Below are 20,368 nucleotides of genomic sequence, written 5' to 3' on the forward strand. Positions count from 1 at the left end.
AGTTCAGATGGCATTGCAAATCATCGATCGTAGGCTCTCCGGCAAGAACAAGTCGGTGGGCAACCGCGAGCGCTTCGTGCGCCGCTACAAGCAGCAGATCGCCGAGGCGGTACGCCGCGCCGTGGAAAAGCGCGACATCCGCCACATCGAGAAGGCTGAAAACATCACCATCCCCCGCAAGGACATCCACGAGCCTGTGTTTCGCCACGGCCAGGGCGGCATCTCCGACATCGTGCACCCGGGCAATAGCGACCATGTGCGCGGTGACCACATCGCCCGGCCGCAGGGCGGAGCGGGCGGGTCGGGCTCGCAGGCCAGCGACAGCGGGGAGGGCGAGGACGATTTCACTTTCACGCTGTCCAAGGAAGAGTTCATGGAGCTGTTCTTTGAGGATCTGGCGCTGCCGCGCCTGCTGCGTACCCACATCGGCAACACGCTGCAGTACAAGACGCGCCGCGCCGGCTACAGCCATGACGGCACGCCGCACAACCTGGCCTTGCTGCGCACCATGGGCGGGGCCCTGGGGCGGCGCATCGCCCTGACGAAGGCGCCGCAGCGCGAGCTCAAAGTGCTGCAGGCCCAGCTCGAATCCCTGCTGGCGCAGGACGATGGCACCAGCGAGACGGTGGCGGAACTGCAGCAGCGCATCGACGCACTGAAGGCCCGCATCGGCAAGGTGGCCTTTCTCGACCCCATAGACCTGCGTTTTCGCAACCGCATGAAAGTGCCCGAGCCCAGCAGCCAGGCCGTGATGTTCTGCGTGATGGACGTGTCCGGCTCCATGGACCAGGATCGCAAGGATCTGGCCAAGCGCTTTTTCATCCTGCTGTATTTGTTCCTCACGCGCCACTACGAGAAGATCGACATCGTCTTCATCCGCCACCACACCCAGGCCGCCGAAGTCAGCGAGGACGAGTTCTTCCATTCGCAGGAGACGGGCGGCACGGTGGTCAGCAGCGCGCTGGTGTTGCTCGATCAAATCATTCGCACGCGCTATCTCGCGAGCGGCTGGAACATCTATGTGGCCCAGGCCAGCGATGGCGACAACTTCAACGACGACAGCGCCAACTGCCGCAATCTGCTGGTCGACAAGATCCTGCCGCTGGTGCGCTACTTCGCCTATGTGCAAGTGGTGCAGGAGGAGCAGAATCTGTGGGTGGAGTACAGCCAGCTGGCGCCGATGTATCCGCACTTCGCCATGCGCAAGGCGACCGCGGCGAGCGATATCTATCCGGTGTTTCGTGATCTGTTCAAGAAAGAGGGCGTCTCCGTATGAACCTCTCTCAATACCCTGTGCTGGCGCCGCGCCAAGGCCCGCATCCCTGGAAGCCCGGCGTCACGGGTGAGCGCCTGCAGCGCGGCGTGCCCACGGCCCCGCTGCCAGCGGGCAAGCGCCCGGCCCACCCTTTGCCCGACCCCAGCGACTGGACGTTCGAGCTGATCGAACGCTACCACGCGGCCATTGCCGCCACGGCCGAGCGCTTCGGCCTGGACACCTATCCCAATCAGCTGGAAGTGATTTCGGCCGAGCAGATGATGGATGCCTACTCGAGTGCCGGCATGCCCGTGGGCTACCGCCATTGGAGCTATGGCAAGGACTTCCTCGCGACCGAGCGGCGCTACCGGCGCGGCCACATGGGCCTGGCGTATGAGATCGTCATCAATGCCAATCCCTGCATCAGCTATCTGATGGAGGAAAACACCACGGCCATGCAGGCGCTGGTGATCGCCCATGCGGCCTATGGGCACAACAGTTTCTTCAAGAACAACTACCTGTTCGGCATGTGGACGGATGCGGGCAGCATCATCGACTACCTGGTCTATGCCCGGGATTTCGTCGCGCAATGCGAGGAGCGCCACGGCCTGGAAACCGTGGAGCAGTGGCTGGACTCCTGCCATGCCCTGGCCAATCTGGGCGTGGACCGCTACCGTCGCGCGACCAAGAAAAACCTGGCGCGCGAGCGCGCCGAGCGCGAGCAGCGCGAGGCCTACGCCCAGCAGCAGGTGAACGTGCTGTGGCGTACCCTGCCGGTGCGCCCGGGCAAGGACAGTGCGGCGCAGGAAAACGAGCGCTTTCCCAAGGAGCCGGAGGAAAACCTGCTGTACTTCATCGAGAAGAACGCGCCCCTGATGGAGCCCTGGCAGCGCGAGATCGTACGCATCGTGCGCAAGATCGCCCAGTATTTCTACCCGCAGCGCCAGACCCAGGTGATGAACGAGGGCTGGGCCACGTTCTGGCACTACACCTTGCTCAATACCTTGTATGACGAGGGCTGGCTCACCGACGGGGTGATGATCGAGTGGCTGTCCTCGCACACCAACGTGATCTACCAGCCGCCGGCAGGGCACCGCGCCTACAGCGGCATCAACCCCTATGCCCTGGGCTTTTCCATGTACCGCGACATCCGGCGCATCTGCCAGGATCCCACCGAGGAGGACAGGCGCTGGTTCCCGGACATGGCGGGCACCCCCTGGCTACCGGCGCTGCACCATGCCATGCAGAACTTCAAGGACGAGAGCTTCGTCGGCCAGTACCTGAGCCCGCAGCTGATGCGCGACATGCGTCTGTTCTCCATCCACGATGACGCCAGCGAGCACGATCTGCTGGTCAGCGCTATCCACGACGACGACGGCTACCGCAGCCTGCGCCAGACCCTGTCGCAACAATACGACCTGGGCGCGCGCGAGCCCAACATCCAGGTCTGGAATGTGAACCTGCGCGGCGACCGCAGTCTGACCTTGCGGCACACCCGCTACCAGGGCCGGCCCCTGGCCGACGATGTGCTAGAAGTGCTCAAGCACGCGGCACGCCTGTGGGGCTTTGGCGTGCGGCTCGAAAGCGTCAATGGCGACGGTGAGATGCCGGTGCTGCTGCATTCGGTGTCGCCGCCGCCGGGGTGACCTGACGCACCCCCTGAGCGACTTCGTCGCTTCCCCCTCTCATCCTTCGGTGGAGGGGGACGACACCATCGCTGCGGGGCGGCCCTTGCTCGGTGTCCCCTTGCTGGGGCGCGCCGGTTTCATAGGCCGTGGGCGATGCCGCGGCGGCCGCGCCGTCAGTCTGGCCGAGCGTTGCGTTCCAGCGGCACCACCTTGCACTGGTCGATGATGTAGCGCACGAAGGTCTCGGTCACGCGCAGCATGCTGGCGATGTCCACGGCTTCATCGATGCCGTGGATGTTGCGGGCGATGGGGCCGTAGTTGGTCACGGCCCAGGGGGTGGACAGGCGGAAGTGCCTGCCGTCGGTGGTGGCGGTGCAGGCCAGGTGCCGGGGCGCCGCGCCATGCATGTCCGCGTGGGCCTGTTGCAAGGCCTGCATGGCGGGCGCTTCGAGGTCGTAGACGCAGCCCGGGGCCTTGAAGCCGCGGTGGTCTATCTCGATGTGCAGCGCGGGATTGATGCGCTGTGCCGCCTGGCGGATCAGCTGGCTGAACCATTGCACGGCTTCGTCGGCATCGCGGTCGGGATAGAAGCTCGCGCGTATGCCCAGCGTGCAGGTGCAGGGCACGGAGGAATGCCATTCGCCGCCTTCGATCTTGCCCAGGTTGATGTTGATGGGCTGGGCTACATGGGCGAATGCCGGGTGGCGGTTTTCCGGCCGGTTGAGATCGTCCTGCGCCTGCTTGAGGACTTGCATGATCTGTATGCCGGCTTCGATGGGGTTCAGGCCCTGGTTCATGTAGGCGACATGGGTCGGCCGTCCCGTGATCTTGACGGTCAGCCAGCACACGCCGATCTGCGCCGCCATGACGGTTTCGCCAAAGGGCTCGGGAATGAGCACGGTGTCGAAGGCTTCATAGCGGGCCTTGAGGCGTGCCTGGTGCAACGCGCCCAGGCTGGCGAGCGTGCCGTTGCCCGTGTCCTCTTCGTCCACCACGGCGTTGATGCCGACCAGCGAGGCCGGCTGCAAACCCATGGTCTTGAGCGTTTGCAAGGCGGTGAGGGCGCAGGCCAGGCCGCCTTTCATGTCACCCGCGCCGCGCCCGTACAACCAGCCGTCCTGTTCGTAGGGGGCGAAAGGCGGTTGCGCCCACATCTCGGCCGGGCCGGTGGGCACGACATCCAGATGGCCGTTGAACAGCAGCTTGCGGCCTTGCGAGATGCCCGACGGCGGCTGGTGGATGGCCAGCAGGTTGTAGCGGTTGTTGTCGGGGTTGCAGGGGCAACTGAACAACGGGTGGTTGCGCAGACTTTCGCTGTCCATCGGCAGGTGTTCGGTCGCCAGGCCCTGCGCCTGCAGCAACGCTTCCATGGCCTCGCAGGCGCTGGTTTCCGCGCCGCTGAAACTCGGCGCGGCGACCAGCCGCGCGGTGCTGTCGATCAGGTAGGCGCGCTGCTGCTGCACGGCGTGGCGTATGGCTTCGGCGCTGGGATGGAGGTGGTGCATGGGGCATTCCTTGAAGGGGGTGCGGCTTGCTTTGCAATATATGGGCCCAGCGGCGCAGCCTGGGCTGTGTGGCTCTACTGGTCTGATAGGTCGATGGGATTTTGGGCTGAATTCCGTGAAATTGGTGCAATTTCAGGATTTATGTGCACCACGATGGCTCTTGGTCAGACCAGTTTGGTGCTGGATTCATGACTTTAAAGAGTCCGAGAAACATGGCTTTCCGGCTTGTCCGCGCCGGTTGGACAGCCGTTGTCAGAGGCCGCGGGAGCGTGGGCAATAGAGGGCGCCGGGGCTGGCATGGCATTTGCGTAAAGAGCTGCAGATGTCAACCGATACCGTGGAGCCCATTGAATGAACTATGCCACCGCAGCCGTCGCCTCGGCCACCAAGAACCCGCCAGCCTGGAGCGATGAGGAATGGGTGGTACGCAAGGATCTGGCCGCGGCCTACCGGCTCATGGCCTTGCTGGCGCTGGACGACAGCATCTACACCCATATCTCGGCGCGGGTACCGGGCACCGAAGACCAGTTCCTGATCAATCCCTACGGCATGTTGTTTGGTGATGTGACGGCCTCGTCCCTGGTCAAGGTCGACACGCAAGGGCGCATCGTCGAGCCTTCGGCGCATGACGTGAATCCGGCCGGTTTCACCATCCACAGCGCGTTGCACATGGCGCGCCACGATGCGCAGTGCATCGTGCACACCCATACGGTGGGCGGCGTGGCCGTGAGTTCGCTGGCCTGCGGCCTGCAGCCTTGCAATCAATGGGCGCTGCAGTTCTACCAGCGTGTGGCCTACCACGACTTCGAGGGCATTGCGCTCAACCATGCGGAGCGTGAGCGCCTGGTGAGCGACCTGGGTCCGGTCCACAAGGCCTTGATCCTGCGCAACCACGGTTTGCTCACGCTGGGCGGCAGCATCGCCGAAGCGTTCATTCTGATGATCAACCTGGAGCGTGCCTGCCGCGTGCAGATCGCCATCCAGTCCAGCGGGCAGATTGCCTTCACCGTGCCCAGCGAGGTCTGTGAATTGACGGCCCGGCAGTACGAGTCGGGCGAGAGCAACCGCTTGGCGGACGACGCCACGCCTTGCGCGCGCGAGTGGCGCGCGCTCAAGCAGCGGCTGGCCCCGGCCTCGGCGCTGCCCTTCGACTGCTGAGCGCCCGGCGCTTTCCCTGATTTCCATCCTCTTGCCATGCTGGCGGGCTGCCGGCAGGGGGTGGCTGCGCCTTTTTATTCCAAGGAGTCTTCTATGAAACGCCGTGAACTGTTCCAACTGACCGCTGCCGGCATGGGGCTGGGTATCGCAGGGGTGCCCCTGCATGTACTGGCCCAAGGCAAGGCGGGAGGGGTCATCAATGCCGTGGTCCAGCCCGAGCCGCCGGGACTGATGCTGGGCATACTGCAGAACGCTCCGACCCAGATGGTGGCGGGCAATATCTACGAAGGCCTGGTGCGCGTGGATGAGAAGCTCAACCCCATGCCGGGCCTGGCCCAGTCCTGGGCGATGAGCAGCGACGGCCTGACCTATACCTTCAAGCTGCAAAACGGCGTGAAGTGGCACGACGGCAAGCCTTTCAGCTCGGCCGACGTGGTGTTCTCGGTGGATACCTTTCTGCGCAAGACCCATGCGCGTCTGCGCGGCAATCTGGGCGTCATCGACAGCATCACGGCGCCGGATGCGAACACCGTGGTCTTCAAGCTCAAGCACACTTTCGGTCCTTTCCTGGGCCTGTTCGAAGTCGGCTCCATGCCCATGGTGCCCAAGCACATCTACGAAGGCGCAGCCGACTTTCTCAACCATCCGGCCAACAGCGCGCCCATAGGCACGGGGCCGTTCAAGTTCAAGGAATGGGTCAAGGGCTCCTACATCCACCTGACGGCCAACGAGAGCTACCGCGAAGCGGGCGTGCCGCAGGTCAAGGACTTGTACTTCCATGTGATCCCGGACGCCGCTTCGCGCGCCGCGGCCTTTGAATCGGGCAAGGTGGACGTGGTGCCCGGCGGTGCCGTGGAGTTCTTCGACGTGCAGCGCCTGTCCAAGCTGCCCGGCGTCTCGGTGACGACCAAGGGCCATGAGTTCTTCGCCCCGCACTCCTGGCTGTGGCTGAACAACCGCCGCAAGCCGTTCGACAACGTCAAGTTCCGCCAGGCCGTGATGTATGCGCTGGACCGCGAGGCCATGGCCAAGATCGCCTGGCACGGCTATGCCAAGGTCGCGACCGGCCCGCTCAACAGCGCGGTGAAGTTCCACTCCAACAAGGTGACCCATTACGCGCGCGACCTGAACAAGGCCAAGGCCTTGCTCAAGGAGTCGGGCTACGACGGCAAGCCGCTGCGCCTGCTGCCCATGCCTTACGGCGAGAGCTGGATGCGCCTGGCCGAAATCATCCGCCAGAACCTGATGCAGGCCGGGGTGAAAGTCGAGATGGTGTCCACCGATGTCGCCGGCTGGAACCAGCGCCTCAACGAGTGGGACTACGACATGGCCGTGACCTATGTCTTCCAGTACGGCGACCCGGCCCTGGGCGTGGCGCGCAACTACATCTCCAGCCAGATCGCCAAGGGCTCGCCGTTCAACAACGTCGAGGGCTACAGCAATCCCAAGGTCGATGCCTTGTTCGACGCCGGCGCCAAGGAGATCGATCCCGCCAGGCGCGCCGCGATCTACGAGGAAGTGCAGAAGCTGCTGGTCGACGAGGTGCCGGTGGCCTGGCTGCACGAAATGCAGTTCCCCACGCTCTACCGCAGCAGCAAGGTCGAAGGCCTGATCAATTCCGGCATCGGCCTGAATGATGGTTTCGCGCGCGCCAAGCTGAAGTAAGCCATGGCCTGGCGGGGTGGTCGGCGCTGGCCGCGGACCGCCCCGAGCAGGCCCGTCAGAGTCCCCGCGTCGCAGGCGCGGGCATGGACCTCGGAAGCGAGAACGATATGAACCGATTGCAATTGATGCTCAAGCGGGTGGCCCAGGGCCTGATGGCCATTCTGGTCATCGCCACCGTGAATTTTCTGCTGATCCGGGCGGCACCCGGCGACCCGGTGTCGGTGATGGCCGGGGAGGCCGGCGCCTCCGACGCGCAGTTCGTCGCCCAGCTGCGCAGCCAGTTCGGCCTGGACCAGCCCTTGCCCATGCAGCTGTGGCATTACCTCAGCAATGTGGTCCAACTGGACCTGGGCTTTTCCTACCGCCAGCAGCAGCCGGTGCTGGACCTGATTCTGGAGCGGCTGCCGGCCACGCTGCTGCTCACGGGCAGCGCCTTCGTGCTGTCGCTGATCCTGGGCGTGGCGCTGGGCGCCTGGGCCAGCCGCAAGGTCGGCACCTGGGTGGACAGCGTGATCACCGTCTTTTCGCTGGTGTTCTACGCCACGCCGCTGTACTGGCTGGCGATGATGGCCGTGCTGGTGTTCACCGTCTCGCTGGACTGGCTGCCGGGCTTTGGCTTCTTCAGCGTGGGCGCGGACCTGAGCGGCATCGCCCTGGCCTGGGACATCTTCAAGCATCTGCTGCTGCCGTCGATCACGCTGGCGCTGTTCTACATGGCGGTCTATGTGCGCATGACCCGCTCCTCGATGCTGGAAGTGGCGCAGATGGATTTCGTCAAGACCGCGCGGGCCAAGGGCGTGCACCCGCGGCGCATCCAGCGCGCGCACATCCTGCGCAACGCCTTGCTGCCAGTGGTGACGCTGGCGGGCATACAGGCTGGCGGAATGATTGGCGGCGCGGTGCTGACCGAGACGGTTTTCAGCTGGCCGGGCATAGGCCGGCTGATGCTGGAAGCGCTGCTGCAGCGCGACTACAACCTGCTGATGGGCTGCTTTCTGGTGACTTCGGCCATGGCGGTGCTCTTCAACCTCATCACGGACTTCATCTACACGCTGGTGGACCCGCGCATAGAGCTGGCTTGAACCATTTTTGAAAGCACATCATGAGCAAAGCATTCTGGCGGCGATTCGGCCGCAACAAGGGCGCCGTTCTGGGCCTGTTCGTGCTGGCCTGGGTGGCGCTGGTGGCCCTGGTCGGTCCCCTGCTGATCAGCCACAACCCCTGGGACATGGTCGACGCGCCGTTCGTGCCGCCCATGGGGGCTGATGGCATGTTGCTGGGCACGGACACCATGGGGCGGGACATTCTCGCCGGGCTGGTCTATGGGGCCCGGGTCTCGCTGATCATCGGCCTGGTGTCGACGGCCGTGTCGCTGATCATCGGCGTGGGGCTGGGCGCCGTCGCGGGCTATTTCGGCGGCTGGGTGGACGCGCTGCTGATGCGTTTCACCGAGCTGTTCCAGTCGGTGCCCAGCTTCGCGCTGGCCATCGTGCTGGTGGCCATCTTCGAGCCTTCGGTGGCTTCCATCGTGACGGCCATCGCCATCGTTTCCTGGCCGCCGGTCGCACGCCTGGTGCGCAGCGAGTTCCTGACCCTGCGCCAGCGCGACTTCGTCTCGGCGGCCCTGCTCGCCGGCCAATCGACGCCGCGCATCATCCTCACGCAGATCCTGCCCAACGCCATTTCGCCCATCGTGGTGATGGCCTCGCTGATGGTGGCCAGCGCCATCCTGCTCGAGTCCAGCCTGAGCTTTCTGGGTCTGGGCGATCCCAACCAGATGAGCTGGGGCTACATGGTCGGCACCGCCCGCACGGTGATGCGTCAGGCCTGGTGGATGGCGGTCTTTCCCGGCCTGTCCATCGTTCTCACGGTGCTCGCCCTGAATCTGGTCGGAGAAGGCCTCAACGACGGTCTCAACAGCCGCCTGGACGCAAGGAAATAAGCCATGAATGCACCTCACGCTGTACTGAATTCCGCCGCCGCACCCGTGCTCAAGGTGCGGGGCCTGAGCATCAAGCTGCCCGCCGGCGGCGACCGCCAGCTGGCCGTCGATGGCGTCTCCTTCGATCTGCTGCCCGGCAAGACGCTGTGCGTGGTGGGCGAGTCCGGCTCGGGCAAATCCATGATTGCCAACGCTGTCATGGGCCTGCTGCCCAAGCCCCATGTGGCGCCCGTGGCCGGCCAGGTGCTGTTCGAAGGCCAGGACCTGCTGCCGCTCGACGAGGCGCAGATGCGCAGCCTGCGCGGCCAGCGCATAGGCATGATTTTCCAGGAGCCGATGACGGCCCTCAATCCGGTGATGCGCATAGGCGCGCAGCTGGAGGAAGTGTTCGATGCGCATCTTTCGCTCGGCAGCGCGGAAAAGCAGCGCCGCATCATCGCGGCCCTGGGCGATGTGGGCCTGCCGGAGCCGGAGCTGATCTGCCAGAGCTATCCGTTTCGCCTCTCTGGCGGCCAGCGTCAGCGCGTGATGATTGCCTGCGCGCTGTTGCTCGAGCCCACCTTGCTGATCGCCGACGAGCCCACGACGGCCCTGGACGTCACCACCCAGGCGCAGATCCTGGCACTCATACGGCAATTGCAGGAGCGCAAAGGCACGGCCGTGCTGTTCATCACCCATGACTTCGGCGTCGTCTCCGAGATCGCCGACCAGGTGGTGGTGATGCAGATGGGGCGCTGCGTGGAGGAGGGCGCGGCCAGCGACGTGCTGCTGCGCCCACAGCATGCCTATACGCAAAAGCTGCTGGCGGCGATTCCCACAGGCCAGGTGCGCAGGCTGCCAACGCAGCGTTCCCCGCATTTCGTGCTGCAGGTGCAGGACCTGGAAAAGGTCTACCAATCGGGCGGCGGGCTGTTCACCAAGGGCCGGCGCGTGCACGCGGCCAGGAAGATCTCCTTCAACCTGCGTCGTGGGGAAACCTTGGGCCTGGTCGGCGAGTCGGGTTCGGGCAAGTCCACCGTGGGCAAGTGCCTGGTGGGCCTGCATTCCTTCGATGAGGGGCGCATCCTGTTCAACGGCAAGAGCCTGCACCCCGAGTCCGACTTCCGGGCCGTGGCCGCGGGCAAGATCCAGATGGTCTTCCAGGACCCCTATGCCTCGCTGAATCCGCGCCACCGCATAGGCCCGACCATTGCCGCCGGGCCCATCGCCCAGGGCGTTCCCAAGGACAAAGCCATGGCCCGCGCGCTCGAGCTGCTGCAGCTCGTGGGCCTGGGGCCCGAGGCCGCCGATCGCTTTCCGCACGAGTTCTCGGGCGGGCAACGCCAGCGCATAGGCATTGCGCGCGCCCTGGCGATGGAGCCCCAGCTGCTGGTCGCCGACGAGCCGGTGTCGGCCCTTGATGTGTCGGTGCAGGCCCAGGTGCTCAAGCTGTTTGCCCAGGTGCGCGAGGAGTTCGGCCTGGCGATGGTCTTCATCACCCACGACCTGCGCGTGGCGGGCGAGTTGTGCGACCACATCGCGGTCATGCAAAGGGGGGAGATCGTGGAGTACGGCACCAGCCAGGAAGTGCTGTGCAATCCGCAGCACCCCTATACCCGCTGCCTGATAGATGCCATCCCCAAGCTGGCGAGCGCGGCGCTGAGCCCGCTGGAGCTGGCATGAACGCGCAGGGCGTGACGGTGCTGCTGCTGGCCAGCCGGCACCTGGACATGACTTACCTGCTGGCGCCGCTGCAGTCGGCGTTCGACCGTGCAGGGCAGGCGGTGGAACTGCGCCTGCTGCCGCCTACGCCGTCGCTGGCCGGCGTGCCAGGCGGTGAGGAAGTGGATCTGGCGCTGTGCTGGGATGCGCCGCTGGGGCTGTGGCCGCACCTGCCGCGGGTCCAGCTGGCGCAGTCGCTCGCGGCCGGCGTCGACCATTTGCTGGCCGATCCCACGCTGCCGCCGGACCTGCCGCTGGGGCGCATTCGCGACCCCCACATGGCCTCGGGCATGACGGCCTATGTCGTGGGCACGGTCGCGGCCGGCCACCGGCAGCGCGCGACCTATGCGCGCCAGCAGGCACAGGGCCTGTGGCGGGAACTGCCGGTGGTGCCGGCCACGCAGTACACGGTCGGCATCGCCGGCATGGGCACGCTGGGCGCGCGCTGTGCCCAGGTGCTGGCGGCCATCGGCTACCAGGTGCGCGGCTGGAGCCGCACGGCCCCGGCCGCGCCTTTGTCGGGTTGCTCCCACTACGCTGGCGAGGCGGAACGGGATATGTTCCTACAGGGGCTGGACGCCCTGGTCTGTCTGCTGCCGTTGACGGCGCAGACACAGGGGTTCGTGAACCAGAAGTGTCTGTCGCAGCTGGCGCGGGGCGCCCATGTGATCAATGTCGGGCGCGGTCTGCATGTGGTTGACGCCGACCTGCAGGCAGCGTTGCACAGCGGCCAGGTCGGCTTGGCAACCCTGGACTCGTTCGCGCAGGAACCCTTGCCGGCGGAGCACTTCTGGTGGCGCACCGCAGGCGTGGAAATCACGCCGCATATCGCCACGCGCACGGCCCCCGCGGTGATCGCCGAGCAGACCTTGCGGCATTGGCAGCAGGCGCAGGCGGGCCGGCCTTTGGACGCCGCGGTGGACAGAGCACAGGGTTACTGAAGTGAAGCACGAAAAGGAAAATCGATGATCCAGGCTTTTTTTGATGCCGAGCAATTGGGCCACGACCCACAGCAGTTCATGCGCCTGGGGCGCTTGCACAAGCCCACCGATGTGCCCGCGCGCGCCGAGGCCTTGATTCGCGCCCTGCAGGCCTGCGGCGCGAGCGTGCAGGTGCCGGCCGATGGCGGGGCGGAACTGCTGCACAAGGTGCACAGCCCGCACTACATTGACTACCTGGCCGGCGCCTACGAGCGCTGGCAGGCGCTGCAGGGCATGGGCGTGGAGCCGGGCATTGAAGTCCTGCCCAATCTGTCGCCCTACTACGGCGTGGCGCCGGGACAACGGCGCAAGCCCTGTCCATCGCCTTCGCTGGTGGCGCAGACCGGCTACTACCTGGGCGACCTGTCCTGCCCGCTGGGACCCAAGAGCTGGCGCTCCATCCTGCGCTCGGCCCATACGGCCGCCGCGGCCGCGCAGGCGGTGGTGGACGGCGCGCGCCTGTCCTATGCGCTGTGCCGGCCTTCGGGCCACCATGCCCACCACGATCGGGCCAACGGCTTTTGCTATGTGAACAACAACGCCCTGGCGGCGCAGATCCTGGCCGAGCACTTCGGCCGCGTGGCCGTGCTGGACGTGGATGCCCACCATGGCGACGGCACGCAGAACATCTTCTACGACCGCGGCGATGTGCTGACCGTCTCGACGCACGCCGACACCAGCGCCTACTTTCCTTTCTATACCGGCTTCACCGATGAGCGCGGCGTGGGCGCGGGCGAGGGCTGCAACCGCAACTTCCCGCTGGCCCACGGCAGCACCACCGCGGACTTTGCGCCCGTGCTGGCGTCGGCCGTGCAGGCCGTGGAGGAGTTCGCTCCCGCGGTCGTGGTGCTGGCCATCGGTTTCGACACCTACGAGTACGACCCGATCAGCGTGCTGCGCTTCGACTTCGAGGCCTATCGCATGGTCGGCCAGCGGCTGCGCGCGCTGGGCCTGCCCGTGGTGGTGGTGCAAGAGGGCGGCTACATGGTCGATTCCCTGCAGCCCGGCCTCACCGCCTTGCTCGAAGGCCTGGGCGCGGTCTGACGTTTTTTGCTCGCGAATATTCTTGAACTGGGAGTCAATATGGTGGAATGTCTCAATCCCGTGCAGGCGCGCCTGAACGTGCGTGGTGATCGCCTGTGGCAATCGCTGATGGAGCTGGCGCGCATAGGCGCGACGGCCAAAGGCGGCAGCTGCCGCCTGGCATTGACGGCCGAAGACGGCCAGGGGCGGGATCTGGTCGTGGGCTGGATGCGCGAAGCCGGGCTGCAGATCCAGATCGATGAAGTCGGCAACATCTTCGGCCTGCGCGCGGGCCGCGATCCCGAGCTGGCGCCCGTGATGACCGGCAGCCACATCGACACCCAGCCTACGGGCGGCCGCTTCGATGGCTGCTTCGGCGTCATGGCCGGCCTGGAAGTGATGCGCAGCTTGCAGGAGCAGGGCGTGGAAACCGAGGCGCCGCTGGCGCTGGCCATCTGGACCAACGAGGAGGGCTCGCGTTTCGTGCCCACCATGATGGGCTCGGGCGTGCACTGCGCGATCTTCCCCAAGCAAGTGGCCTTGGAAGCCCGTGACGGCCAGGGCATTTCTGTGGCCCAGGCCCTGGACGGCATAGGCTACCGCGGCACGCTGCCGGTGGGCCAGCTGCAGCCCCAGTGCTACCTCGAAGCGCACATCGAGCAAGGCCCCATCCTCGAAGCCGAGGACAAGACGATTGGCGTGGTCACGGGTTCGCTGGGCCTGCGCTGGTACGACGTGACGGTGACCGGCATGGAAGCCCACGCAGGCCCTACGCCCATGCCCATGCGCCAGGACGCGCTGTACGCGGCCGCGGAACTCATGCGCGAAGTGGTGGACATCGCCAACGCCGCGCCGTTCGCGCCCGCGGGGCGCGGCACCGTGGGCGAAGTCCATGTGCACCCCAACTCGCGCAATGTCATTCCCGGCCAGGTGAAATTCACCGTGGACCTGCGCCACCCCGACATGGCACAGCTGAATGCGATGGAAGCGCGCTTTCGCGCCGCCGCCGCGCGCGTGGCCCGGGGCACGGCGGGCCTGCAGGTGTCGGTGGTGGACGTGCAGGAGTTCCCGGCGACGCCGTTTGCCGCCCACCTGATCGACGCGGTCGAGGAAGCTGCGCAGGCCCGCGGGCTGTCGCACCAGCGCATCCTGACCGGCGCCGGCCACGATGCGGTGTACATGGCGCGGCGCGTTCCCACGGCCATGGTGTTCGTGCCCTGCAAGGACGGCATCAGCCACAACGAGTCGGAAGATGCGGACCCGGTCCATCTGGCCGCGGGCTGCCAGGTGCTGTGCGATGTGATGCTGGCCCAGGCCGGGCAGGCGCGCTGAATGCCCGGCGCCGAAGGCCAGGCAGGGCCGGTGGCCCTGAACTTCTGGCAGCGCCTGTCACCGCAGGTGCAGGGCATGTGGCTGTTTCTCGGCACCTTGATGGTGTTTGCGTTCTATGACGCTTTTGCCAAGACCATGCTGACCCAGCACAGCCCGGTGGTGATGAACCTGGCGCGCTACCTGACGATCAATGTGGTGGCGGCCGGGCTGCTGTGGCGCTATTGCCGCGCCACGCCCGGGGCGACCCAGGCGATCGCCGGCGCCTTGCGCCAACCCAACCTCTGGTGGCGCAGCCTGTGCCTGGGCGTGGTGGGCACGAGCTTCATGACGGCGCTGGTCACCATGCCGCTGGCCGAGGCGACGGCGATCTACTTCACCGCCCCCCTGCTGATGGTGTGGCTGGCCCGGCGCTGGCTGGGAGAGTCCGTTTCCGCCGTGCAATGGGCAGCGGTGGCCCTGGGCTTCGTGGGCATGCTGCTGGTGGTGCGCCCCGGCAACAGCCTGCCGCTGCAAGGCACGCTGCTGATGGTGCTGGCCGCGGCCTGCTATGCGGTCTTCCAGCTGCTCACGCGCAAGCTGGCCGGGCAGGTGCCCGGGCCTATCCAGTTCGCGCACATGGCCTGGATCTGCCTGCTGGTGACGGCTTTCCCGGGCTGGCTGGCGTGGCCGCTGACCTGGCCGACGGCGGCGCAGTGGCCGGTGCTGGTGGTCGGCTCGCTGGCCAGCGGCCTGGGGCAACTGCTCATGCTGGCCGCCTACCAGCGGGCTTCGGCCGGCACCCTGGGGCCGTTGAACTACCTGCAGCTGTTGATGGCCGTGGCCATCAGCGCTTTCTGGCTCGGAGCGGCGCCCGATGCCTGGGCCATGGGCGGTATTGCGCTGATCGGCAGCGCCGGGCTTTATCTGGCCTTGCGCCGCCAATGATGTCCATGCCCTCCCAGAGCATTTCCACCCGGCGGCTGTACCGCGAGATTGCCGAGCAGATCCGTGCGCGCATCGAAGCCGGGAAGTTCCCCCTGGGCGCGCGCCTGCCTTCCGAGCGCGAGCTCGCGGAGAGCTTCGATGTCAGCCGGTCTTCGGTGCGCGAAGCCCTGATCGCGCTGGAAATCAGCGGCTACGTGGACGTGCGCATGGGCAGCGGCATCTACGTCTGCGCCCTGTTGCCGACGGGCGAGGGACTGCGCCAGGCGGAGGCCGCCGCCGAGATGGCGCCGTTCGAGTTGCTGGAGGCGCGCCTGCTGGTCGAGCCCGAGTGCGCGGCGCTGGCGGCCCAGCACGCCACGCCCGAGCAGCGCGCGCAGTTGGCCGAGTTGCACCGGGCAACGGAATGGGCACACCAGCATCCCGCCGCAGGCCAGGGGCCGCTGCATTACGACCGCATGTTCCACCAGGCCGTGGCCCAAGCCTGCCCCAACGCGGCCCTGGCTTCGGCCTGCATGCATTTGTGGGACCTGCGCGAGCGCTCGCGCATGTTCCAGCGGCTCGATGACTACTTCGTCACGCCGGCAATCTGGCAGATCGCGTGGAATGAACATGTGCGCATCGTGGACGCCATCTGCGCCGGCGATGCGGTGCGCGCCCGCCATGCCATGGCCTATCACATCAATGCCATCATGGCGCGGCTGCGCGAGGACCCCGAAGGCTGGGTCAGCTGAAGCCGCGGGGTGCTGTACGGCGGCTCAGTCGGTCTGCAGGCACAGGTATTTGAGTTCCAGATAGTCCTCAATGCCGTGCTTGGAGCCTTCGCGGCCCAGGCCGGATTGCTTGACGCCGCCAAAGGGCGCGACTTCGTTGGAGATCAGGCCGGTGTTGATGCCCACCATGCCGTATTCCAGCGCCTTGGCGACACGCCAGGTGCGGCTTTGGCTTTCGGTGAAGAAGTAGGCGGCCAGGCCAAAGATGGTGTCGTTCGCGCGCGCCACGACTTCTTCTTCGCTGTCGAAGCGGAACAGCGGCGCCACGGGGCCGAACGTCTCTTCGCTGTGCACCAGCATGTCGTCGCTCATGTTCGTCAGCACCGTGGGCTCGAAGAAATACGGGCCCATCGCGGACTGCTGGCCACCCAGGCGCAGTTGCGCACCCTTGGCCACGGCATCGGCGACATGCTGCTGGGCCTTGCGCACTGCGGCGGCGTTGATCATCGGGCCGTGGGTGACGCCGGGCGTGAGGCCGTTGCCCAGCTTGAACTGGGCCACGGCGGAGACCACGCGTTCGGCCACCTGTTCGTAGATGCTGGCGTGCACATAGATGCGGTTGGCGCAGACACAGGTCTGGCCCACATTGCGGAACTTGGACGCCAGGATGCCGGCCACGGCCTTGTCGATGTCGGCGTCTTCGAAAACGATCAGCGGTGCGTTGCCGCCCAGTTCCAGCGAGAGCTTCTTCACCGTACCGCTGCACTGCTGCATCAGCAGGCGGCCGGTCTGCGTCGAGCCCGTGAAGCTGAGCTTGCGCACGGTATCGCTTTCACACAGGGCCTGGCCTATGGCCTTGGGGTCGCCGGTCAGCACCTGGAAGACACCCGCCGGGATGCCGGCTTCCAGGGCCAGCACGCCCAGGGCCAGGGCGCTGAACGGCGTGCTTTCCGCAGGCTTGAGCACCATGGCGCAGCCGGCGGCCAGGGCTGGGCCGGCCTTGCGGGTGATCATCGCGGCCGGGAAATTCCAGGGCGTGATGGCCGCGCAGACGCCGATGGGCTGCTTGATCACCAGCAACTGCTGGGCGGCGTTGGGCGACTGCAGGATCTCGCCATCGATGCGCTTGCTTTCCTCGCTGAACCATTCGATGAACGAGGCTGCGTAGCCCACTTCGCCCTTGGCTTCGGCCAGGGGCTTGCCTTGCTCCAGCGTCATGATGCGGGCCAGGTCGTCCTGGTGCGCAAGCAGCAGCTCGTACCAGCGGCGCAGTATGGCCGCGCGCTGCTTGCCCGTCAGTGCGGCCCAGGGCTTCATGGCGCGCTCGGCCGCGGCGATGGCCGCGACGGTTTCGGCGTGGCCCAGTTCGGGCACATGGCCGATCAGCTCACCCGTCGCCGGGTTGTGCACGGCGATACGCGGGCCGTCGCCCACTTCCTGCCAGCCGGTGGCGAGCAGGCAGGCTTGACGAAACAGGTCGGGGCGTTGCAGGGATAAAGACATGGCGTGGGGGGATGAAAGAAAAAAAAGGCCTGGGCCGGGGAGCAGCCAAGGCCGGAAAAGTGACGGGGCCGACGCAGCAGCCCCTGGGCTCAGCGGCCCTGGATGAGGGTGTCGAGCAGGTCCAGCGCGCGGTCGAACAGCGCATCCTCGATGGTCAAGGGGTAGAGGAAGCGCACGACGTTGCCGTACATGCCGCAGGTCAGCAGCAGCAGGCCTTGGGCCATGGCAGCCTGCACCAGGGCATTCACGCGCTCGGCATCGGGCACGCCGTTCTTGCGGAACTCCACGGCGACCATGGAGCCCAGGCCGCGCACATCGGCGATGCCCGCGTCCGCCGCCTGCAGGGTGCGCAGACGGGCCTGGAGCTTGCTGCCCAGGGCCTGGGCGCGGGCGCAGAGCTTTTCGTCTTCAATGATGTCCAGCACGGCATGCGATGCGGCCACCGCCAGGGGGTTGGCTGCGTAGGTGCCGCCCAGGCCGCCGGGGTGGGGCGCGTCCATGATTTCGGCGCGGCCCACGACACCGGAGATGGGCATGCCGCCGCCCAGGCTCTTGGCCATGGTGATCAGGTCGGCCTTCACGCTGTGGTGCTCCATCGCGAACATCTTGCCCGTGCGGCCGAAACCGGTCTGCACTTCATCGGCGATGAGCAGCATGCCGTGCTGGTCGCAGAGCTTGCGCAGGCCTTCCATCAGTGCGGGTGGCGCGGGGTTGAAACCACCTTCGCCCTGCACCGGCTCGATGATGATGGCGGCCACGCGTTTGGGGTCCACATCCACCTTGAACAGCATTTCCAGCGCGGCCAGCGAGTCGCTGACTTCCACGCCTTGCATGGCGCTGGGGAAAGGCACATGGTAGACGTCGCTGACCATGGTGCCGAAGCCGCCCTTGTAGGGCATGACCTTGCCGGTCAGCGTCAGGCCCATCAGCGTGCGGCCATGGAACGCGCCGTTGAAGGCGATCACGGCCGAGCGGCCCGTGGCGTAGCGGGCGATCTTCACGGCGTTCTCCACGGCTTCGGCGCCGGTGGTGAAGAACGCGGTCTTGGCCGGGCCGGCGATGGGCGCGAGCGCATTGAGGCGCTCGGCCAGCGCGATGGCGCTTTCGTACGGCACGATCTGGTAGGCCGTGTGCGTGAAGTGGCCCAGTTGTTCCTGGATGGCTGCCACGACACGCGGATGGCGGTGGCCGGTGTTGAGCACGGCGATGCCGGCGGCGAAGTCGATGTATTGCTTGCCTTCGACATCGGTGATCAGCGCGTTGTCGGCCTGCGCTGCATGGAAGTCACACATGACGCCGACGCCGCGGGGAGCGGCTGCGAGACGGCGTTGTTTGAGGTCGGCGTTGGTGCTCATGGTGTTCACAGTAAAACGTTGAAGTGATCTCATTAGAAGCCTGAATTGGCCCATTGGGCTAGGCCACTTTGGCGTCAGAATATGGTGCCAATTGGATTGGTGACGCGGAATACCGCAACAACGCAGGAAAAGACGGACTTATGCAATCAGTGTGCGCAGACCTGGTGCTGCAAATGGGGTGGGAACGTGGGGCAGGGCCGGGCCGCGCAGGGCCGGGCCGCGCAGGGCAGGGCTTGACCCAGCGCCTGAGCGCCTGCCTGCGCCAGGCCATTTCCGAAAGGGTGCTCGAACCCGGCAGCCGCTTGCCAGCGTCGCGGGATCTGGCGCGGGAGCTGCAGGTGGCGCGCAACACGGTGTCGAATGCTTACGAGCAGTTGCGCATCGAAGGCTATGTGCAGGCCCGCGTGGGCAGCGGCACCTTTGTCGCGGATGCGGCGCCAGAGCAACTGCTGCACGCCCCGCGCCTGTCCGGGCGCCAGCGTGCGCTGGCCAGCGAGCCCTATCCGCAGCCGCTGGTCAGGCTCGCCGACCGGGCGCAGCGGGTGCTGGCCCAGGCCTCGGCCGCACCCCAGCAATGGGGGGCTTTCATGCCGGGCGTGCCCGATGTGTCGGAGTTCCCCCGGGAGGTCTATGCGCGCATTCTCAACCGGCTGTGGCGGCATGCACCGCCGCAGATGCTGACCTATGGCACGCAAGCCCATGTGACGGCCTTGCAAAAGGCGCTGGCCGCGCATTTGCGGGTGGCCCGCTCGGTGCAATGCCAGCCGGAGCAGATCCTGATCACCGAAGGCGTGCACCAGGCGATCGATCTGGCGGCACGCGTTCTGGTCAATCCCGGCGAGCATGTGTGGATGGAAGAACCAGGCTACTGGGGGATTGCCAATGTCCTGCGCATGAGTGAAGGCATTGCCATTCACGGCATGAAGGTCGATGGCGAGGGCATGGTGCTGGAGCCGCAAGCGCCGGTGCCCAGCCTGATCTGCACCACGCCGTCCCACCAGTACCCGCTGGGCAGCGTCATGAGCCTGGCGCGGCGCAAGGCCTTGCTGGCCTATGCGCGCAAGGTGGGCGCCTGGATTGTGGAAGACGACTACGACAGCGAGTTCCGCTTTTCCGGCAGCCCGGTGCCCAGCATGCAGGGGCTGGAATTGAACGCGCCAGTGATTTACGTCGGGACCTTCAGCAAGACGCTGTTTCCCGGATTGCGCGTGGGCTATATGGTGCTGCCGCAAGGCCTGGTCGAGCCCATGCAGCGCATGCATGCGGAGATGTACCGCGAAGGCCACCAGATCACGCACCAGGCCTTGGCCGAGCTGATGGAAGGCGGCCATTACGCCGCGCATATCCGCCGGATGCGCGTGCTGTATGCGCGCCGCAGAGAGCATTTGCTGCAGCTGGTGCAGCGCTACCTGGGCGACGAGTTCATGCCCGGACACGACAGCCAGGCAGGCCTGCACCTGGTGCTGCCACTGCCGGCCCATGTCGACGACCAGCTGCTGACCAAGCGCTTGTCGGAAGCGGGCGTATTGGCGCGCCCGCTGTCGCAATATTACGTGGGACCGGACGCGCGCAAAGGCTTGCTGCTGGGCTATGCCAGCGTCTCGGAAGCGCAGATGCAGCTGGCCTTTTTCACGCTGGTGCAAGTGCTCAGAAAGCAGCTTGCACCCACGGCCTAGGCCCGCTGGCG

General features: G+C 66.2%; 16 protein-coding genes. 13 read left to right on the forward strand and 3 right to left on the reverse strand.

Features of this window, described 5'->3' with window-relative positions:
* Nucleotides 1-7 precede the first annotated feature (7 nt).
* Complete coding sequence (locus N0K08_RS13850; protein ID WP_261500977.1) at nucleotides 8-1,276, forward strand: YeaH/YhbH family protein; 1,269 nt, start codon at nucleotides 8-10, stop codon at nucleotides 1,274-1,276.
* A complete protein-coding gene (locus N0K08_RS13855; protein ID WP_261500978.1) occupies nucleotides 1,273-2,901 on the forward strand; it encodes a SpoVR family protein in 1,629 nt (542 codons plus the stop codon). The genes N0K08_RS13850 and N0K08_RS13855 overlap by 4 nt, the downstream gene beginning before the upstream one ends.
* 155 nt (nucleotides 2,902-3,056) lie before the next feature.
* Here the strand turns inward: N0K08_RS13855 and N0K08_RS13860 are convergent, their stop codons facing one another.
* Nucleotides 3,057-4,388 (reverse strand): ArgE/DapE family deacylase, encoded by a 1,332-nt coding sequence (locus tag N0K08_RS13860; RefSeq protein ID WP_261500979.1) that lies wholly within the window; start codon nucleotides 4,386-4,388, stop codon nucleotides 3,057-3,059.
* 351 nt (nucleotides 4,389-4,739) lie between these two features.
* Between N0K08_RS13860 and N0K08_RS13865 the strand changes: the two genes are divergently transcribed.
* From N0K08_RS13865 to N0K08_RS13910, 10 genes are all read left to right on the forward strand, one after another.
* A complete protein-coding gene (locus N0K08_RS13865) occupies nucleotides 4,740-5,546 on the forward strand; it encodes a class II aldolase/adducin family protein (protein WP_261500980.1) in 807 nt (268 codons plus the stop codon).
* Nucleotides 5,547-5,639: 93 nt separating this feature from the next.
* The gene (locus N0K08_RS13870) at nucleotides 5,640-7,211 is read left to right on the forward strand and encodes an ABC transporter substrate-binding protein (protein WP_261500981.1); all 1,572 of its coding nucleotides are present in this window, start codon (nucleotides 5,640-5,642) and stop codon (nucleotides 7,209-7,211) included.
* A 107-nt stretch (nucleotides 7,212-7,318) separates the two neighbouring features.
* Complete coding sequence (locus N0K08_RS13875) at nucleotides 7,319-8,293, forward strand: ABC transporter permease (protein WP_261500982.1); 975 nt, start codon at nucleotides 7,319-7,321, stop codon at nucleotides 8,291-8,293.
* Nucleotides 8,294-8,313: 20 nt separating this feature from the next.
* Entirely contained in the window at nucleotides 8,314-9,153 is an 840-nt protein-coding gene (locus tag N0K08_RS13880) for an ABC transporter permease (protein ID WP_261500983.1), read from the forward strand.
* A 3-nt stretch (nucleotides 9,154-9,156) separates the two neighbouring features.
* Complete coding sequence (locus N0K08_RS13885; RefSeq protein ID WP_261500984.1) at nucleotides 9,157-10,815, forward strand: ABC transporter ATP-binding protein; 1,659 nt, start codon at nucleotides 9,157-9,159, stop codon at nucleotides 10,813-10,815.
* Nucleotides 10,812-11,795 (forward strand): NAD(P)-dependent oxidoreductase, encoded by a 984-nt coding sequence (locus tag N0K08_RS13890; protein WP_261500985.1) that lies wholly within the window; start codon nucleotides 10,812-10,814, stop codon nucleotides 11,793-11,795. Before N0K08_RS13885 ends, N0K08_RS13890 begins: the two co-directional genes overlap by 4 nt.
* Nucleotides 11,796-11,822: 27 nt before the next feature.
* Nucleotides 11,823-12,878 carry a histone deacetylase family protein gene (locus N0K08_RS13895; RefSeq protein WP_261501017.1) on the forward strand — a complete coding sequence of 352 codons (1,056 nt, stop codon included), beginning with the start codon at nucleotides 11,823-11,825 and terminating at the stop codon, nucleotides 12,876-12,878.
* Nucleotides 12,879-12,917: 39 nt separating this feature from the next.
* Nucleotides 12,918-14,189 carry a Zn-dependent hydrolase gene (locus N0K08_RS13900; protein WP_261500986.1) on the forward strand — a complete coding sequence of 424 codons (1,272 nt, stop codon included), beginning with the start codon at nucleotides 12,918-12,920 and terminating at the stop codon, nucleotides 14,187-14,189.
* A gap of 75 nt (nucleotides 14,190-14,264) precedes the next feature.
* On the forward strand, nucleotides 14,265-15,113 hold the full coding sequence (locus N0K08_RS13905; protein WP_261501018.1) for a DMT family transporter: 849 nt from the start codon (nucleotides 14,265-14,267) through the stop codon (nucleotides 15,111-15,113).
* Nucleotides 15,114-15,118: 5 nt separating this feature from the next.
* Nucleotides 15,119-15,844, forward strand: coding sequence for a FadR/GntR family transcriptional regulator (locus N0K08_RS13910; protein ID WP_315968006.1), 726 nt, complete (start codon nucleotides 15,119-15,121; stop codon nucleotides 15,842-15,844).
* A 24-nt stretch (nucleotides 15,845-15,868) separates the two neighbouring features.
* On the opposite strand, the gene N0K08_RS13915 is transcribed toward N0K08_RS13910, so the two are convergent.
* Both N0K08_RS13915 and gabT read right to left on the reverse strand, forming a co-directional pair.
* On the reverse strand, nucleotides 15,869-17,326 hold the full coding sequence (locus N0K08_RS13915; protein ID WP_261500988.1) for an NAD-dependent succinate-semialdehyde dehydrogenase: 1,458 nt from the start codon (nucleotides 17,324-17,326) through the stop codon (nucleotides 15,869-15,871).
* A gap of 89 nt (nucleotides 17,327-17,415) precedes the next feature.
* A complete protein-coding gene (gene gabT, locus N0K08_RS13920; RefSeq protein WP_261500989.1) occupies nucleotides 17,416-18,681 on the reverse strand; it encodes a 4-aminobutyrate--2-oxoglutarate transaminase in 1,266 nt (421 codons plus the stop codon).
* A gap of 140 nt (nucleotides 18,682-18,821) precedes the next feature.
* Between gabT and pdxR the strand changes: the two genes are divergently transcribed.
* On the forward strand, nucleotides 18,822-20,357 hold the full coding sequence (gene pdxR / locus N0K08_RS13925) for a MocR-like pyridoxine biosynthesis transcription factor PdxR (RefSeq protein WP_261500990.1): 1,536 nt from the start codon (nucleotides 18,822-18,824) through the stop codon (nucleotides 20,355-20,357).
* Nucleotides 20,358-20,368 lie beyond the last annotated feature (11 nt).

This window comes from Acidovorax bellezanensis (genome assembly GCF_025421555.1).
GTDB lineage: Bacteria > Pseudomonadota > Gammaproteobacteria > Burkholderiales > Burkholderiaceae_C > Comamonas > Comamonas bellezanensis.

Excerpts from the sequence above, each read along its gene's own strand:
- N0K08_RS13850 (WP_261500977.1), top strand. The coding sequence starts at position 8 with ATGGCATTGCAAATCATCGATCGTAGGCTCTCCGGCAAGAACAAGTCG.
- N0K08_RS13855 (WP_261500978.1), top strand. The coding sequence starts at position 1,273 with ATGAACCTCTCTCAATACCCTGTGCTGGCGCCGCGCCAAGGCCCGCAT.
- N0K08_RS13860 (WP_261500979.1), bottom strand. The coding sequence starts at position 4,388 with ATGCACCACCTCCATCCCAGCGCCGAAGCCATACGCCACGCCGTGCAG.
- N0K08_RS13865 (WP_261500980.1), top strand. The coding sequence starts at position 4,740 with ATGAACTATGCCACCGCAGCCGTCGCCTCGGCCACCAAGAACCCGCCA.
- N0K08_RS13870 (WP_261500981.1), top strand. The coding sequence starts at position 5,640 with ATGAAACGCCGTGAACTGTTCCAACTGACCGCTGCCGGCATGGGGCTG.
- N0K08_RS13875 (WP_261500982.1), top strand. The coding sequence starts at position 7,319 with ATGAACCGATTGCAATTGATGCTCAAGCGGGTGGCCCAGGGCCTGATG.
- N0K08_RS13880 (WP_261500983.1), top strand. The coding sequence starts at position 8,314 with ATGAGCAAAGCATTCTGGCGGCGATTCGGCCGCAACAAGGGCGCCGTT.
- N0K08_RS13885 (WP_261500984.1), top strand. The coding sequence starts at position 9,157 with ATGAATGCACCTCACGCTGTACTGAATTCCGCCGCCGCACCCGTGCTC.
- N0K08_RS13890 (WP_261500985.1), top strand. The coding sequence starts at position 10,812 with ATGAACGCGCAGGGCGTGACGGTGCTGCTGCTGGCCAGCCGGCACCTG.
- N0K08_RS13900 (WP_261500986.1), top strand. The coding sequence starts at position 12,918 with ATGGTGGAATGTCTCAATCCCGTGCAGGCGCGCCTGAACGTGCGTGGT.
- N0K08_RS13905 (WP_261501018.1), top strand. The coding sequence starts at position 14,265 with ATGTGGCTGTTTCTCGGCACCTTGATGGTGTTTGCGTTCTATGACGCT.
- N0K08_RS13910 (WP_315968006.1), top strand. The coding sequence starts at position 15,119 with ATGCCCTCCCAGAGCATTTCCACCCGGCGGCTGTACCGCGAGATTGCC.
- N0K08_RS13915 (WP_261500988.1), bottom strand. The coding sequence starts at position 17,326 with ATGTCTTTATCCCTGCAACGCCCCGACCTGTTTCGTCAAGCCTGCCTG.
- gabT (WP_261500989.1), bottom strand. The coding sequence starts at position 18,681 with ATGAGCACCAACGCCGACCTCAAACAACGCCGTCTCGCAGCCGCTCCC.
- pdxR (WP_261500990.1), top strand. The coding sequence starts at position 18,822 with ATGCAATCAGTGTGCGCAGACCTGGTGCTGCAAATGGGGTGGGAACGT.